The 16,111-nt window shown below is 70.6% G+C and carries 16 protein-coding genes; 3 read left to right on the top strand and 13 right to left on the bottom strand.

Going from position 1 to position 16,111, the window contains the following annotated elements; all coding sequences use genetic code 11:
• Window position 1 precedes the first annotated feature (1 nt).
• The 12 genes from rpsC to rpsL all read right to left on the bottom strand — a co-directional run bounded on the left by rpsC (window position 2) and on the right by rpsL (window position 9,089).
• Complete coding sequence (gene rpsC, locus BLT39_RS07905) at window positions 2–913, bottom strand: 30S ribosomal protein S3 (RefSeq protein ID WP_091061402.1); 912 nt, start codon at window positions 911–913, stop codon at window positions 2–4.
• The gene (rplV, locus tag BLT39_RS07900; protein ID WP_091061400.1) at window positions 913–1,377 is read right to left on the bottom strand and encodes a 50S ribosomal protein L22; all 465 of its coding nucleotides are present in this window, start codon (window positions 1,375–1,377) and stop codon (window positions 913–915) included. The genes rpsC and rplV overlap by 1 nt, the downstream gene beginning before the upstream one ends.
• 22 nt (window positions 1,378–1,399) lie before the next feature.
• Window positions 1,400–1,681, bottom strand: coding sequence for a 30S ribosomal protein S19 (rpsS, locus tag BLT39_RS07895; RefSeq protein WP_091061398.1), 282 nt, complete (start codon window positions 1,679–1,681; stop codon window positions 1,400–1,402).
• 17 nt (window positions 1,682–1,698) lie between these two features.
• Complete coding sequence (rplB, locus tag BLT39_RS07890) at window positions 1,699–2,532, bottom strand: 50S ribosomal protein L2 (protein ID WP_091061396.1); 834 nt, start codon at window positions 2,530–2,532, stop codon at window positions 1,699–1,701.
• A gap of 54 nt (window positions 2,533–2,586) precedes the next feature.
• On the bottom strand, window positions 2,587–2,889 hold the full coding sequence (gene rplW, locus BLT39_RS07885; protein WP_091061394.1) for a 50S ribosomal protein L23: 303 nt from the start codon (window positions 2,887–2,889) through the stop codon (window positions 2,587–2,589).
• The gene (gene rplD / locus BLT39_RS07880; protein WP_091061393.1) at window positions 2,886–3,647 is read right to left on the bottom strand and encodes a 50S ribosomal protein L4; all 762 of its coding nucleotides are present in this window, start codon (window positions 3,645–3,647) and stop codon (window positions 2,886–2,888) included. Before rplD ends, rplW begins: the two co-directional genes overlap by 4 nt.
• Complete coding sequence (gene rplC, locus BLT39_RS07875) at window positions 3,644–4,309, bottom strand: 50S ribosomal protein L3 (protein ID WP_091061391.1); 666 nt, start codon at window positions 4,307–4,309, stop codon at window positions 3,644–3,646. The genes rplD and rplC overlap by 4 nt, the downstream gene beginning before the upstream one ends.
• Window positions 4,310–4,322: 13 nt before the next feature.
• The gene (gene rpsJ, locus BLT39_RS07870) at window positions 4,323–4,628 is read right to left on the bottom strand and encodes a 30S ribosomal protein S10 (RefSeq protein ID WP_014742859.1); all 306 of its coding nucleotides are present in this window, start codon (window positions 4,626–4,628) and stop codon (window positions 4,323–4,325) included.
• Window positions 4,629–4,754: 126 nt separating this feature from the next.
• A complete protein-coding gene (gene tuf / locus BLT39_RS07865) occupies window positions 4,755–5,948 on the bottom strand; it encodes an elongation factor Tu (protein WP_091061388.1) in 1,194 nt (397 codons plus the stop codon).
• A 99-nt stretch (window positions 5,949–6,047) separates the two neighbouring features.
• Complete coding sequence (fusA, locus tag BLT39_RS07860) at window positions 6,048–8,135, bottom strand: elongation factor G (RefSeq protein WP_091061386.1); 2,088 nt, start codon at window positions 8,133–8,135, stop codon at window positions 6,048–6,050.
• A 107-nt stretch (window positions 8,136–8,242) separates the two neighbouring features.
• Window positions 8,243–8,713: a 30S ribosomal protein S7 gene (gene rpsG, locus BLT39_RS07855; RefSeq protein ID WP_091061384.1), complete on the bottom strand. Its 471-nt coding sequence runs from the start codon at window positions 8,711–8,713 to the stop codon at window positions 8,243–8,245.
• Between the two features lies 1 nt (window position 8,714).
• Entirely contained in the window at window positions 8,715–9,089 is a 375-nt protein-coding gene (gene rpsL, locus BLT39_RS07850) for a 30S ribosomal protein S12 (RefSeq protein ID WP_055764615.1), read from the bottom strand.
• Between the two features lie 597 nt (window positions 9,090–9,686).
• Here rpsL and BLT39_RS07845 point away from each other — a divergent pair.
• The 3 genes from BLT39_RS07845 (at window position 9,687) to BLT39_RS07835 (ending at window position 12,079) form a co-directional block, all read left to right on the top strand.
• Entirely contained in the window at window positions 9,687–10,664 is a 978-nt protein-coding gene (locus tag BLT39_RS07845; protein WP_091061382.1) for a chymotrypsin family serine protease, read from the top strand.
• Window positions 10,665–10,734: 70 nt separating this feature from the next.
• Window positions 10,735–10,959, top strand: a complete 225-nt coding sequence (locus BLT39_RS07840; protein ID WP_091061855.1) for a hypothetical protein — start codon at window positions 10,735–10,737, stop codon at window positions 10,957–10,959.
• A 79-nt stretch (window positions 10,960–11,038) separates the two neighbouring features.
• The gene (locus BLT39_RS07835) at window positions 11,039–12,079 is read left to right on the top strand and encodes an LLM class F420-dependent oxidoreductase (RefSeq protein WP_091061380.1); all 1,041 of its coding nucleotides are present in this window, start codon (window positions 11,039–11,041) and stop codon (window positions 12,077–12,079) included.
• 70 nt (window positions 12,080–12,149) lie between these two features.
• Here BLT39_RS07835 and BLT39_RS07830 read toward each other — a convergent pair whose 3' ends face one another.
• Complete coding sequence (locus BLT39_RS07830; protein WP_091061378.1) at window positions 12,150–16,058, bottom strand: DNA-directed RNA polymerase subunit beta'; 3,909 nt, start codon at window positions 16,056–16,058, stop codon at window positions 12,150–12,152.
• Window positions 16,059–16,111: the final 53 nt, after the last annotated feature.

Below are 16,111 nucleotides of genomic sequence, written 5' to 3'. Positions count from 1 at the left end.
ATCAGCCCTCCGTGTTCTGGGCGCCCGCCTCGGCGGTGCCCTCGGCGCCGGCGGTGCCGGTGCCCTGCGCGGTGGTCTCGACCGGGGTCTCCACCGCGGTGGCGGTGGTGTCCTCGACCGGGGCCTCGGTGGTGGCGGTGTCGACCGGGGTCTCGGCCGCGGCGCGGCCGGCCTCGGTGCCGCCGGCGGTGGTGCCGGTCGAGCCCGAGCGGCGGGGCCGCTGGGCGCGCTCGCGGCGCTGCTGGCGGGCGGCCAGGGCCTCGAGGGCCTCGCGCTCGGCGCGGGAGCCGCTCGCGTCGCCCTTGTAGATCCAGACCTTGACGCCGATGCGACCGAAGGTGGTGCGGGCCTCGTAGATGCCGTAGTCGATGTTCGCGCGCAGCGTGTGCAGCGGCACCCGACCCTCGCGGTAGAACTCCGACCGGCTCATCTCGGTGCCGCCCAGGCGACCGGAGCACTGCACCCGGATGCCCTTGACCTGCGGGCTGCGCTGGGCCGACTGCATGGCCTTGCGCATCGCGCGGCGGAAGCTGACGCGGCTGGACAGCTGCTCGGCCACGCCCTGCGCGACGAGCTGCGCGTCGGACTCGGGGTTCTTGACCTCGAGGATGTTCAGCTGCACCTGCTTGCCGGTGAGCTTCTCCAGCTCACCCCGGATGCGGTCGGCCTCGGCGCCGCGGCGGCCGATGACGATGCCCGGGCGCGCGGTGTGGATGTCGACGCGGACGCGGTCACGGGTGCGCTCGATCTCCACCTTCGAGATGCCGGCGCGCTCCATGCCCTTGCCCATCAGCTTGCGGATGGCCACGTCCTCCTTGACGTAGTCCGCGTACTGCTTGTCGGCGAACCAGCGCGACTTGTAGTCGGTGGTGATCCCGAGGCGGAACCCGTGGGGGTTGACCTTCTGACCCACTAGCGGGCCCCTCCCTTCGTGTTGGTCTTCTGCTGCGTCGCGGGGCCGGACTGGCCGGTCTCACGACGTGCCTTGCGGGACCGCGCGGCGAGCTCGGCGCTCGAGGCGACCTCGCTGACCTCGACGGTGATGTGCGAGGTGCGCTTGTTGATCCGGAACGCCCGCCCCTGGGCGCGCGGCCGGATGCGCTTGAGGGTCGGGCCCTCGTCGACGTAGGCGGCGCTGACGACCAGCGCGGCCGGGTCGAGCTGCAGGTTGTGCTCGGCGTTGGCCACCGCGGAGGCGACGACCTTGGCCACCGGCTCGCTGGCGGTCTGCGGGGCGAAGCGCAGCAGCGCCAGCGCCTCGTCGGTGGGCAGGTAGCGGATCAGGTCCACCACCCGCCGGGCCTTCATCGGGGTGACGCGGACGAACCGGGCCGTGGCCCGGGCGACCGGGGCGTCGGTCCCCAGCTGGGAAGTCATCGTGATGCTCTCCTCGTCCCGCTCAGCCGCGCCGCGACCGGCGGTCGTCCTTGACGTGCCCACGGAAGGTGCGGGTGGGCGCGAACTCGCCGAGCTTGTGCCCGACCATGGCCTCGGTCACGAAGACCGGGACGTGCTTGCGGCCGTCGTGCACGGCCAGGGTGTGGCCGAGCATGTCCGGGATGATCGTGGAACGCCGCGACCAGGTGCGGATGACGTTCTTGGTGCCCTTCTCGTTCTGGGCGTCCACCTTGGCGAGCAGGTGGTCGTCGACGAACGGGCCCTTCTTCAGGCTCCTTGGCATGGTCTTCCCCTACCTGCTCAGCGCTTCTTGTTGGTGCGACGACGGCGCACGATCATGGCGTCGGAGGCCTTGCGCTTGCGCGTGCGGCCCTCCGGCTTGCCCTTGGGGTTGACCGGGTGGCGACCACCGGAGGTCTTCCCCTCACCACCACCGTGCGGGTGGTCGACCGGGTTCATCGCGACACCGCGGACGGTGGGGCGCTTGCCCTTCCACCGCATGCGGCCGGCCTTGCCCCAGTTGATGTTGGACTGCTCGGCGTTGCCGACCTCGCCGATCGTGGCGCGGCAGCGCACGTCGACGTTGCGGATCTCGCCCGAGGGCATGCGCAGCTGCGCGAAGCGGCCCTCGCGGGCGACCAGCTGGACGCTGGTGCCGGCCGAGCGGGCGATCTTCGCGCCGCCACCGGGCCGCAGCTCGATGGCGTGCACGACCGTGCCGACGGGGATGTTGCGCAGCGGCAGGTTGTTGCCGGGCTTGATGTCGGCGTTCGGGCCGCACTCGACCGCGTCGCCCTGCTTGAGCCGGGCCGGCGCGATGATGTAGCGCTTCTCGCCGTCGGCGTAGTGCAGCAGCGCGATGCGCGAGGTGCGGTTGGGGTCGTACTCGATGTGCGCGACGGTGGCGGGCACGCCGTCCTTGTCCGCCCGGCGGAAGTCGATCAGCCGGTAGGCACGCTTGTGCCCGCCGCCCTGGTGGCGCGCGGTGACGCGGCCGTGGACGTTGCGACCGCCCCGGCCGTGCAGCGGGCGGACCAGCGACTTCTCGGGGTGGTCGCGGGTGACCTCGGCGAAGTCGGCGACGGACGAGCCGCGGCGGCCCGGCGTCGTCGGCTTGTACTTACGGATGGCCATGGTTCCTACTCAGTCCCTGTCTGATCTGGCGTGAGGTCGCTGGTCCGGTCGCCGTCAGGCGCCCGGGCCGCCGAACAGCTCGATGCGGTCACCGGGGGCGACGGACACGATGGCGCGCTTGGTGTCCTTGCGCTTGCCCATCACGGCGCCCTTGGAGCGCTTGCGCTTCCCCTGGCGGTTGATCGTGTTGACGGACAGCACCTTCACGTTGAAGACCTGCTGCACAGCGATCTTGATCTGGGTCTTGTTCGCGTCCGGGCGGACGATGAACGTGTACTTGTTCTCGTCCAGGAGCCCGTAGCTCTTCTCCGAGATGACCGGGGACAGCAGGACGTCCCGGGGGTCGCGGACGCTCATGCCTTCTCCTCGGTGGTCGCGGGCGCCACGGAGGGCACGTCGCTGTCGATCTCGTGGGTCTCCAGGTCCTTGACCTCGGAGCTGCTGGCCCGGCCGCGGCCGCCCTTGACGGGGCCGGCGACGAACTCGGCCAGCGCGGCCTCGGTGAACACGACCTCGTCGGCGCAGAGCACGTCGTAGGTGTTCAGCTGCCCGGCCTCGATGAGGTGGACGTTGCCGAGGTTGCGCAGGCTGACCCAGTTCAGGACGTCGTCCCGGTCCAGGACGACGAGCACCTTGGCCGAGGTCGTGACGGCCTCGAGCGCGGTGCGGGCGGCCTTGGTCGAGGGCGCGTCGCCGGCGACGAACGCGCTGACCACGTGGACGCGGTCCTCGCGGGCCCGGTCGGAGAGGGCGGCGCGCAGGGCGGCGGCCTTCATCTTCTTCGGGGTCTTCTGCTCGTAGTTGCGCGGCTGCGGGCCGTGCGAGATGCCACCGCCCTCGAACTGCGGCGCACGCAGCGAGCCCTGGCGGGCGCGGCCGGTGCCCTTCTGGCGGTACGGCTTGGCGCCGGTGCCGCTGACCTGGGCGCGCGTCTTGGTGGCGTGCGTGCCCTGGCGGGCCGCGGCCAGCTGGGCGACGACGACCTGGTGCATGAGCGACAGGTTGGCGTTGGCGTCGAACAGCGCACCCGGGAGGGTCGCCGTCCCGCTCTTCTTGCCCGTCGCGTCCAGGACGTCGACGGTCTTGTCCGACCGCTGCTCGGTGGACGTGGTCACTTCGCGTCACTCCCCACGGGGCCGCCCTTGACCGCGGAACGGACGAGGACCAGCCCACCCTTCGGACCCGGGACGGCGCCCTTGATGAGCACCAGACCCTTCTCCGTGTCGACCTTGTGCACCTTCAGCGACAGGGTGGTCGTGGTGACCGCACCCATGCGCCCGGCCATGCGCAGACCCTTGAAGACCCGGCCCGGGGTGGCGCAGCCACCGATCGAACCCGGGGAACGGTGCTTGCGCTGCACGCCGTGCCCGGCGCCCAGGCCCTTGAACCCGTGGCGCTTCATGACACCGGCGGTGCCCTTGCCCTTGCTCTTGCCGATGACGTCGACGGTGGCCAGCTCGGCCAGCACGTCGGCGGTCAGCTCCTGCCCGACGGTGTACTCGCCGGCGTCCTTCGTGCGCAGCTCGACCAGGTGCCGGCGCGGGGTGACACCCGCCTTGGCGAAGTGCCCGCCCTCGGGCTTGTTCACCTTGCGGGGGTCGATCGCGCCGAACCCGATCTGGATGGCCGAGTAGCCGTCCACCTCGGGGGTGCGGACCTGGGTCACCACGCACGGGCCGGCCTTGACCACGGTCACCGGCACGATGCGGTTGTTCTCGTCGAAGACCTGGGTCATCCCCAGCTTCTCGCCGAGGAGACCACGGAATGTGCTCGCCATTGTCCCGAAACCCTTACTGGATGTTCACGTCGACCGAGGCCGGCAGGTCGATGCGCATGAGCGCGTCGACCGTCTTCGGCGTCGGGTCGAGGATGTCGATGAGCCGCTTGTGCGTGCGCATCTCGAAGTGCTCGCGCGAGTCCTTGTACTTGTGCGGCGAGCGGATGACGCAGTACACGTTCTTCTCGGTCGGCAGCGGCACCGGGCCGACGACGCGCGCTCCGGTCTTCGTCACCGTGTCCACGATGCGCCGCGCCGAGGCATCGATGGCCTCGTGGTCGTAGGCCTTCAGCCGGATGCGGATCTTCTGTCCCGCCATCGCCTTGTCTCGCTCCTGCCGATCGTGTGGTGCTCGAGGTCATTGCTGGGTCGGTCGACCCGGGGTGTTCCCGGGGACGACCCGGGTGGTGGGCGGCGGCCGATCAGGCCGCCGCCCACCGGGGACTCACTTGAGGATCTTGGTGACCCGGCCGGCGCCCACGGTGCGGCCGCCCTCGCGGATGGCGAAGCGCAGACCCTCCTCCATGGCGATGGGCTGGATCAGCTCGACCGTCATCTCGGTGTTGTCACCGGGCATGACCATCTCGGTGCCCGAGGGCAGCGTGACGACGCCGGTGACGTCCGTGGTCCGGAAGTAGAACTGCGGACGGTAGTTGTTGAAGAACGGCGTGTGGCGACCGCCCTCGTCCTTCGAGAGGATGTAGACCGAGCCCTCGAAGTTGACGTGCGGGGTGATCGAGCCGGGCTTCACGACGACCTGGCCGCGCTCGACGTCCTCGCGCTTGATGCCGCGCAGCAGCAGACCCACGTTGTCGCCGGCCTGGCCCTGGTCGAGCAGCTTGCGGAACATCTCGACGCCGGTGACGGTCGTCTTGGTCGAGGTCGGGCGGATGCCGACGATCTCGATCTCCTCGGAGACCTTGACGATGCCGCGCTCCACACGACCGGTCACCACGGTGCCGCGGCCGGTGATGGTGAAGACGTCCTCGACGGGCATGAGGAACGGCTTGTCGATCTCGCGCTCCGGCTCCGGGATGGAGGCGTCGACGGCGTCCATGAGCTCCATGAGCTTGTCGCCCCACTCGGCGTCGCCCTCGAGCGCCTTCAGCGCCGAGACGCGCACGACCGGCAGGTCGTCGCCCGGGAACTCGTACTCGGAGAGCAGCTCGCGGACCTCGAGCTCGACGAGCTCCAGGATCTCCTCGTCGTCGACCATGTCGGCCTTGTTCAGCGCCACCACGATGTAGGGGACGCCGACCTGGCGGGCCAGGAGCACGTGCTCCTTGGTCTGCGGCATGGGGCCGTCGGTCGCGGCAACCACCAGGATGGCGCCGTCCATCTGCGCCGCACCGGTGATCATGTTCTTGATGTAGTCGGCGTGCCCGGGGCAGTCGACGTGCGCGTAGTGGCGGTTCTCGGTCTGGTACTCGACGTGGGCGATCGAGATCGTGATCCCACGCGCCTTCTCCTCGGGCGCCTTGTCGATCTGGTCGAACGCGGACGCCTCGTTGAGGTTCGGGTACTTGTCGTGCAGGACCTTGGTGATCGCCGCGGTCAGCGTCGTCTTCCCGTGGTCGATGTGCCCGATGGTGCCGATGTTGACGTGCGGCTTGGTCCGCTCGAACTTGGCCTTGGCCACTGGGGTTCCTCTCTGGGTTGGTCTGTCGCAGTGCTGCGGATCTGGGTGCGGGCTGGTGCCCGCGGGCCGGGCCGCCGGTGGGACGGCCCGGGCCCGGTCCTACTCGCCGGTGGCCTTGGCGATGATCTCCTTGGCCACGTTGGCGGGCACCTCGGCGTAGGTGTCGAACACCATGGTGTAGCTGGCCCGACCCTGGGTCCGGCTGCGCAGGTCACCGACGTAGCCGAACATCTCCGACAGCGGCACCAGGGCCCGGACGACGCGGGCGCCGGAGCGCTCCTCCATCGCCTGGATGGTGCCACGGCGGGAGTTGAGGTCGCCGATGACGTCGCCCATGTTCTCCTCGGGCGTGACGACCTCGACGGCCATCATCGGCTCGAGCAGCGCGGGGCTGGCCTTGCGTGCGGCCTCCTTGAAGGCGGCCGAACCGGCGATCTTGAACGCCATCTCCGAGGAGTCGACCTCGTGGTAGGCGCCGTCCAGGAGCGAGGCCTTGACCCCGACCATCGGGTAGCCGGCGAGGATGCCGTACTGCATGGCGTCCTGCATGCCCGCGTCGACCGAGGGGATGTACTCCTTCGGGATGCGGCCACCGGTGACCTTGTTCTCGAACTCGTAGGTCGCCGACTCCGCCGTCATCTCCAGCGGCTCGAGGGCGATCTGCACCTTCGCGAACTGGCCGGACCCACCGGTCTGCTTCTTGTGGGTGTAGTCGTGCCGCTCGACGGTCTTGCGGATCGTCTCGCGGTAGGCCACCTGCGGCTTGCCGACGTTGGCCTCGACGTTGAACTCACGCCGCATCCGGTCGACCAGGATCTCCAGGTGCAGCTCGCCCATGCCGGAGATGACGGTCTGGCCGGTCTCCTCGTCCAGGCGGACCTGGAACGTCGGGTCCTCCTCGGCCAGCTTCTGGATGGCCGTGCCCAGCTTCTCCTGGTCGCTCTTGGTCTTCGGCTCGATGGCCACCGAGATGACCGGCGCGGGGAAGGTCATCGACTCCAGGATCACCGGCTTCTGCGGGTCGCAGAGGGTGTCACCGGTGGTGGTGCCCTTCATGCCGTTGACGGCCACGATCTCGCCGGCGCCCACGCCCGCACGCTCTTCGCGCTTGTTGGCGTGCATCTGGTAGATCTTGCCGACCCGCTCCTTGCGGTCCTTGGTGCTGTTGAGCACCGGGGACCCGGCGTCGAGCTTGCCGGAGTAGACGCGGATGTAGGTCAGCTTGCCCAGGTGCTGGTCGGTCTGGATCTTGAACGCCAGGGCCGAGAAAGGCTCGGACTCGTCGGCGTGGCGCAGGACCTCGGTCTCGCCGTCCAGCGCGGTGCCGACGATCGCCTCGACGTCCAGCGGGCTGGGCAGGTAGTCGGTGACGGCGTCGAGCATGGGCTGCACGCCCTTGTTCTTGAACGCCGAGCCGGTGACGACCGGGTTGACCTCGCCGGCGATGGTGGACTTACGGATCGCGGCCTTGAGGGTCTCGACCGGGATGTCCTCCCCGCCGAGGTAGGCCTCCATGATCTCGTCGTGGAAGTCGGCCAGGTTCTCGAGGAACTTGGTGCGGTACTCCTCGGCCTGCTCGACCAGCTCAGCCGGGATCTCCTCGACCGCGTAGTCCTCGCCCAGCTTGGTCTCGCCGCGCCAGGTGAGGGCGCGCATGCCGACCAGGTCGACGACGCCGATGAAGTCGGCCTCGGCACCGATCGGGATCTGCAGGACCAGCGGGTTGGCACCCAGGCGCTCGACCATCATGTCGACGCAGCGGAAGAAGTTCGCACCGGTGCGGTCGAGCTTGTTGACGAAGCACATGCGCGGGACGCCGTACTTCTCGGCCTGGCGCCAGACCTGCTCGGTCTGCGGCTCCACGCCGGCGACGCCGTCGTAGACCGCCACGGCACCGTCGAGGACGCGCAGCGAGCGCTCCACCTCGACGGTGAAGTCGACGTGCCCCGGGGTGTCGATGATGTTGATGTCGAAGCCGTTCCAGGAGCACTTCGTCGCGGCCGACGTGATGGTGATGCCGCGCTCCTGCTCCTGCTCCATCCAGTCCATCGTGGCTGCGCCGTCGTGGACCTCACCGATCTTGTAGTTGATCCCCGTGTAGAAGAGGATCCGCTCGGTGGTGGTGGTCTTGCCGGCGTCGATGTGCGCCATGATCCCGATGTTGCGGGTCTTGACGAGGTTGGCCATGTCCTGCCTCTCCTGCTCTGGTTCCTGACGCGGGTCCCCGGGGGTGGCCCGGGGTTCGCCGCGGGTGGCGGCTGGTGGCGCTGGTGGGTCTCACCAGCCGCCGGTGATCACCAGCGGTAGTGCGCGAAGGCCTTGTTCGACTCGGCCATCTTGTGGGTGTCCTCGCGACGCTTGACCGCGGCACCGAGGCCGTTGCTGGCGTCGAGCAGCTCGTTCATCAGGCGCTCGGTCATCGTCTTCTCGCGACGCGACCGGGAGTACTGGATGAGCCAGCGCAGGCCGAGGGTGGTGCTGCGCGAGGCGCGCACCTCGATCGGCACCTGGTAGGTAGCACCACCGACGCGGCGGCTGCGGACCTCGAGGGCGGGCTTGACGTTGTCCAGCGCGCGCTTGAGGGTCACGACCGGGTCGGTGTCGGTCTTGGCGCGGCAGCCCTCGAGGGCGCCGTAGACGATCGCCTCGGCGACCGAGCGCTTGCCGTCGACGAGCACCTTGTTCACCAGCTGGGTGACCAGCGGCGACTGGTAGACCGGGTCGGCGACGAGCGGACGACGCGGGGCAGGTCCCTTGCGGGGCATGTCAGCTCTTCTCCTTCTTCGCGCCGTAGCGGCTGCGAGCCTGCTTGCGACCACGAACCGCCTGGGTGTCCAGGGAACCGCGGATGATCTTGTAGCGGACGCCGGGGAGGTCCTTCACGCGGCCACCGCGCACGAGCACCATCGAGTGCTCCTGCAGGTTGTGGCCGACCCCGGGGATGTACGCGGTCACCTCGACGCCGCTGGTGAGCCGGACGCGGGCGACCTTGCGCAGCGCCGAGTTCGGCTTCTTCGGCGTCGTCGTGTAGACGCGCGTGCACACGCCGCGGCGCTGGGGGGAACCCTTCAACGCCGGGGTCTTGGTCTTCTCGACCTTGTCCTCGCGGCCCTTGCGGACCAGCTGCTGGATCGTGGGCATGGGTGGCCTTGAACTCCTGCCTGCGCTGGGTCGTGCTTCTGGATTGAGTACGTGCTGGTGTTCCTGCTGGTCCCGGGCCCGTCCGCACCTGCTCCCGGCCCCCGCGCTCGGGCGTGTCGCCCTTGTCGTGGTCCGGTCAGGTGGATCGGGATCCGGTCACCCCTCCCGCCTGGCGCGTGGCCCCCGCGCCCCGGTCGGACCGGAGCGGGACCCCCTGGCGGCGACCGGTCCGGGGACCGGGCGGACGCCCAGGTGCACTGCGATGAGGGAGCAGGCCCAGGTATCCCTGGGCACGGCTGACCACGATACCCGGGCGGTGGAACCCGGTCAAAGCCGGGTACGTCACGCCAGTGCGGGCGCCGCGGCCACCGGTGGCGCGACCCGTCGGGCGGGACGCGCGGTGACGCGGGCCCGGCCACCACGAGGGGGTCTGCACCCCCGGGCGGTGGCCGGCCGGGACCGAACCGCGCTCGACGGTACCCGTCCCGGGGCCCGCTGTCAGGCCGACGGGCCCGGTGGCCCGCCGCGGTCGGCGGTTGTCGGACCCTCCACCTACGGTCGGTGCACGATCCGTCACAGCGCATCCCGGAGGCCCCCGTGCACGTCGACACCGCCCGCGAGCTCAAGGCCACCCTGTCCCGCCGGCTGTCCGAGGCCGCGCCCGGCACGGTGGTGGCCAGCGACGCCCCCGGCCCGTGGAGCGGGGTGGCGCTGGGCCTGGCACCCGTGGGGCCGCAGCAGGTGCGGCTGGCCGTCCGGCTGCGCACCGAGGCCGACGCCGCGCAGGTCCTGGACGCCCTCGACGACGCCGCGCGGGCCGAGGTCGACGTCCGGGTGATCGGTCCGGTGCGCCCGCTGCGCTCCCCCACCCCCGAGCAGCTGCAGCGGCGCACCCGCCCGCTCGTGCCCGGCCTGTCGGTGGCCCACCCCGACGTCACCGCCGGCACCCTGGGCGGCTTCGTCCGCCGCGCGGGCACCGACGGCCTGCTGGTGCTGTCCAACAACCACGTGCTGGCCAACAGCGACGCCGCCCGCGAGGGCGACCCGGCCCTGCAGCCCGGGCCGGCCGACGGCGGCACCGCGGCCGACCGCATCGGCACGCTGACCGCCTTCCAGCGGTTCGTGGCCACCGGCAACCTGGTCGACGCCGCGGTGGCGGCCCTCGACGACGGGGTCGACGCCGACCCGGCCGGCTACCCGGGCGGGCCGCTGCTGGCGCAGGTGCTGGCCGCCGAGGAGGTCGACCCCGACGAGGTGGTGGAGAAGGTGGGCCGCACGACCGGCCACACCCGCGGCCGGGTCACCGCCGTCGAGGTCGACGGGGTGGGCGTGCAGTACGACGAAGGCACCGTGCACACCTTCGACGACCAGGTCGAGGTCGAGGGCCTGGCCGGCTCGTTCAGCGAGGGCGGGGACTCCGGCTCGGTCATCTGGCGCAGCAGCGACCGGGCTCCGCTGGGCCTGCTGTTCGCCGGCTCCTCCACCGGCGGGTCCGCCGGCGGCGGGGTCACCTTCGCCAACCCCCTCGCCACGGTGCTGCAGGTGCTCGGGCTGACCTTCGTCGCCGGCGCCTGACCACCGGGCCCGACCACCGGGCCGTGCCCGCCGCTGGACCGGAGGCGGGCACGGGTCCACCATGGGGGTCGTGACCGACCGGAGCACCGCGCGCGCCGCCAAGGCGCAGCTGGCTGCCCGGCTGGCCGACGACCCCGGGGTCACCGGCGTCGGGCTGGCCCGGCAGGACACCGACTACGTCCTGCGGGTGGACCTCACCGAGGCCGCCGCCGGGGACCGCGTGCCGGGCCAGGTCGACGGGGTCGCCGTGGTCACCCGCGTGATCGGCACCGTCCGGGCGCTGCCGGCCGGCTGAGCGGTCCCCGGGCCGCACCCGTGGCAGGGTGCGCAGTCGACGAGGGCGTCGGCGTGGACGCCCCGACGAGGAGGCACGCGTGCGCATCGGCATCCAGACCAGCTACGCCGGGGACTTCCGGCAGACCGCGCAGGAGATCGTCGACCTGGAGCAGGTCGGCCTCGACGTCGCGATGGTCGCCGAGGTCTACACCTTCGACGCGGTGAGCCAGCTGGGCTACCTGGCGGCGGTCACCGACCGGGTGGAGCTGATCAGCGCCATCCTGCCCATCTACAGCCGCACCCCGGCGCTGCTGGCCATGACCGCGGCCGGGCTCGACCTGGTCAGCGACGGCCGGTTCACCCTGGGCCTGGGCGCCTCCGGCCCTCAGGTGGTCGAGGGCTGGCACGGCGTGCCCTACGACGCGCCGCTGGCCCGCACCCGCGAGGTGGTGCAGATCTGCCGCTCGGTGTGGCGCCGGGAGCGGCTGCAGCACAGCGGTCCCAAGTACACGATCCCGCTGCCGGCCGACCAGGGCACGGGCCTGGGCAAGCCGCTCAAGCTGATCAACACCCCGGTGCGCGACCGCGTCCCGGTCATGCTGGCCGCCATCGGGCCCAAGAACGTCGAGCTGGCCGCCGAGGTCGCCGAGGTCTGGGAGCCCATCTTCTTCCACCCCGAGAAGGCGACCGAGGTGTGGGGCGAGGCGCTGGCGGCCGGCCGGGCGAAGCGGGACCCGGCGCTGGGCGACCTCGGCGTGGTCGCCGGCGTCCCGGTCGCCATCGGGGACGACGTCGAGCACCTGCTCGAGCTGGTCAAGCACGGCGTCGCGCTCTACGTCGGCGGGATGGGCGCCCGGGGGAAGAACTTCTACAACGACCTCGCGGTGCGGTACGGCTTCGCCGACGAGGCCGCCACCATCCAGGACCTCTACCTGTCCGGCCGCAAGGACGAGGCCGCCGCCGCCGTCCCCGACGAGCTGGTGCGGCAGACCTCCCTGATCGGGCCGGAGTCCTGGGTGGCCGAGCGGATCGCCGCCTTCGCCGAGGCCGGCGTGACGACGCTGACCGCCCAGCCGCTGGACGACTCCCCCGCCGGCCGCCGCGCCAGCGTCGAGACCCTGGCGCGCCTGGCCCGCTGACCCCCACCGCGGACGCAGGAGGGCCCCGCACACCGGCTGGTGTGCGGGGCCCTCCTCGTTCCTCAGCGGATCACGACCGCCAGTCGTACTCCTCCAGGCGCACGGCCTCGCCGCTGCCCGTGCCGAAGACGTCCGGGCTGTAGTACTGCCCGTCGTCGTAGCCGGCCATGGTGTAGACCGCGGCGCGCGCCTCCTCGGTCGGCTCGACCGTGATGTTCCGGTAGCGGCTGATGCCCGTACCGGCCGGGATCAGCTTCCCGATGATCACGTTCTCCTTGAGCCCGAGCAGGCTGTCGCTCTTGCCCTGGATCGCCGCGTCGGTGAGCACCTTGGTGGTCTCCTGGAACGACGCCGCGGACAGCCACGACTCCGTCGCCAGCGAGGCCTTGGTGATGCCCATGAGGACCGGGCGCGCCGAGGCCGGCTCGCCGCCCTCGGACACCACGCGGCGGTTCTCGGTCTCGAACAGCGTCCGCTCGACCAGCGCACCGGGCAGGAACTCCGTGGCGCCCGAGTCGATGATGGTCACCCGCTTCAGCATCTGGCGGATGATCACCTCGATGTGCTTGTCGTGGATCGACACGCCCTGGCTGCGGTAGACCTCCTGGACCTCCCGGACCAGGTGCAGCTGCACCTCGCGGGGGCCCATGATCCGCAGCACCTCGTGCGGGTCGACGGCACCCTCGGTCAGCTGCTCGCCGACCTCGACGTGCCCGCCGTCCTCCACCCGCAGGCGGGAGCGGCGCGACAGCTTCTCGTAGACCACGTCGTCGGAGCCGTCGTCGGGCGAGATGGTGAGCTTGCGGAACTGCTCGCCGTCGTCGATCGACACGGTCCCGGCGAGCTCGGCGATGGGCGCCTTGCCCTTGGGGACGCGGGCCTCGAAGAGCTCCACGATGCGGGGCAGACCGTGGGTGATGTCGTCACCGGCCACACCACCGGTGTGGAAGGTGCGCATCGTCAGCTGCGTGCCGGGCTCGCCGATCGACTGGGCGGCGATGATGCCGACCGCCTCGCCGACGTCCACGAGCTTGCCGGTGGCCAGCGACCGGCCGTAGCAGGTCGCGCAGGTCCCCAGCAGGGACTCGCAGGTCAGCACGCAGCGGACCTTGACCTCGCTGATACCGGCGTCGACCAGCTCGGCGATGAGCACGTCACCGAGGTCGGAGCCGGCGGTGGCGATGACCGTGCCGTCCGAGGCCTCGACGTCGGCGGCCAGGGCCCGGGCGTACACGCTGGTCTCCACGTGCGCGTCGCGGGTGACCACGCCGTCCAGGACGGTGCCGATCGGCATGAGCACACCGCGCTCGGTGCCGCAGTCCTCCTCGCGGATGATCACGTCCTGCGAGACGTCCACCAGACGACGGGTGAGGTACCCCGAGTCGGCGGTGCGCAGCGCGGTGTCGGCCAGACCCTTGCGGGCACCATGCGTGGAGATGAAGTACTCCAGCACGGACAGGCCCTCGCGGAAGTTCGCCTTGATCGGCCGCGGGATGATCTCGCCCTTGGGGTTGGCGACGAGACCGCGCATACCGGCGATCTGGCTGATTTGCATCATGTTGCCGCGGGCGCCGGAGTTGACCATGACCCAGACCGGGTTGGTGGTCGGGAAGTTGTCCACCATGGCCTGGCTGACCTCGGCACGGGCCCGGGTCCAGATCTCGATGAGCTCGGCACGCCGCTCGGAGTCGGTGATGACGCCGCGCTCGTACTGCTTCTCGATCTTGCGGGCCTCGTCCTCGTGGCGCTCCAGGATCCCGGCCTTGGCCGGCGGGGTCACCACGTCGTCGATGGCGATCGTGATGCCCGCACGGGTGGCCCAGTGGAAACCGGCCGCCTTGAGGGCGTCGAGGGTCGCGGCGACCTGCACCTTGGGGTAGCGCTCGGCGAGGTCGTTGACGATCGCCCCGAGCTCCTTCTTCGGCACCTGGTAGTTGACGAAGCGGTAGTCCTCGGGCAGGGCCTCGTTGAACAGCACCCGGCCCAGGGACGTCGAGACCACGGCCGGCTGACCGGGCTCCCAGCCCTCGGGGGCCTCCCACGCGTCGTTCTTCGGGCCGTTGTCGACGCCGAACACCTCGTCGAGGCGGATGAGCACGCGCTCCTGGATGCCCAGGGCACCCCGGTCGTAGGCCATCCGGGCCTCGGCGGTGGTGCCGAAGGCCTTGGGCAGCTCGTCCTCGCCGCGCTCGTCGGCCGCGGCCTTGAGCGTGGTCAGGTGGTAGAGCCCCAGCACCATGTCCTGGGTCGGCGCGGTGATCGGACGACCGTCGGCCGGGCTCAGGATGTTGTTCGAGCTCAGCATCAGGATGCGGGCCTCGGCCTGGGCCTCGGCCGACAGCGGCAGGTGCACCGCCATCTGGTCACCGTCGAAGTCCGCGTTGAACGCGGTGCAGACCAGCGGGTGGATCTGGATGGCCTTGCCCTCGACCAGCTGCGGCTCGAAGGCCTGGATGCCCAGGCGGTGCAGCGTCGGCGCCCGGTTGAGCAGCACCGGGTGCTCGGTGATGACCTCCTCGAGCACGTCCCAGACCACGGGGCGGGCGCGCTCGACCATGCGCTTGGCGCTCTTGATGTTCTGCGCGTGGTTGAGGTCGACCAGCCGCTTCATCACGAAGGGCTTGAACAGCTCCAGCGCCATCTGCTTGGGCAGGCCGCACTGGTGCAGCTTCAGCTGCGGGCCGACGACGATGACCGAACGGCCGGAGTAGTCGACGCGCTTGCCCAGCAGGTTCTGGCGGAACCGGCCCTGCTTGCCCTTGAGCAGGTCGCTCAGGGACTTGAGGGGACGGTTGCCCGGGCCGGTGACCGGACGGCCACGACGACCGTTGTCGAACAGCGCGTCCACGGACTCCTGGAGCATCCGCTTCTCGTTGTTGACGATGATCTCGGGCGCGCCGAGGTCCAGCAGCCGCTTGAGCCGGTTGTTCCGGTTGATCACGCGGCGGTACAGGTCGTTCATGTCCGAGGTGGCGAAGCGGCCACCGTCGAGCTGCACCATCGGGCGCAGGTCCGGCGGGATGACCGGGACGCAGTCCAGCACCATGCCCATGGGCGAGTTGCGGGTCTGCTGGAACGCCGCGACGACCTTCAGCCGCTTGAGCGCGCGCAGCTTGCGCTGGCCCTTGCCGTTGCGGATGGTGTCGCGCAGCGAGACCGACTCGGCGTCCAGGTCGAAGTCGGCGAGCAGCTTCTGCAGCGCCGCGGCACCCATGCCGCCCTCGAAGTACTCACCGAAGCGGTCGCGCAGCTCGCGGTAGAGGCCCTCGTCGGCGATGAGCTGCTTGACCTCGAGCTTGCGGAAGGTGTCGACGACCTCGTCGAGGCGGTCGATCTCGCGCTGCGCGCGGTCCCGCATCTGGCGCATCTCGCGCTCGCCGCCCTCGCGCACCTTGCGGCGCACGTCGGACTTGGCACCCTCGGCCTCGAGCTCGGCGAGGTCGGCCTCCAGCTTCTGCTGGCGACCCTCCACGTCGGAGTCGCGACGGCTCTCCAGGTTGTGCTTCTCGGCGCTGATCTCGGCCTCGATCGTCGGCAGGTCGCGGTGGCGCGCCTCGTCGTCGACGGTCGTGATCAGGTAGGCCGCGAAGTAGATGATCTTCTCGAGGTCCTTGGGCGCCAGGTCGAGCAGGTAGCCCAGGCGCGAGGGCACGCCCTTGAAGAACCAGATGTGCGTCACCGGGGCGGCGAGCTCGATGTGGCCCATCCGCTCACGGCGCACCTTGGCGCGGGTCACCTCGACGCCGCAGCGCTCGCAGATGATGCCCTTGAAGCGGACCCGCTTGTACTTGCCGCAGTAGCACTCCCAGTCCCGGGTGGGACCGAAGATCTTCTCGCAGAAGAGACCGTCCTTCTCCGGACGCAGGGTCCGGTAGTTGATGGTCTCGGGCTTCTTCACCTCACCGTGGCTCCACTGACGGATGTCGTCGCCGGAGGCCAGACCGATGCGCAGTTCGTCGAAGAAGTTGACGTCGAGCACTGTTACCCCTTTCCCGGGGCTAGTTCTTCACAACTGTTGAGGGTCGAGGCGCC

The organism is Klenkia brasiliensis, from assembly GCF_900100695.1.
Lineage (GTDB): Bacteria > Actinomycetota > Actinomycetes > Mycobacteriales > Geodermatophilaceae > Klenkia > Klenkia brasiliensis.
Note: the sequence above shows the minus strand (reverse complement) of the source record. Positions and strands in the feature narration are given on the sequence as shown.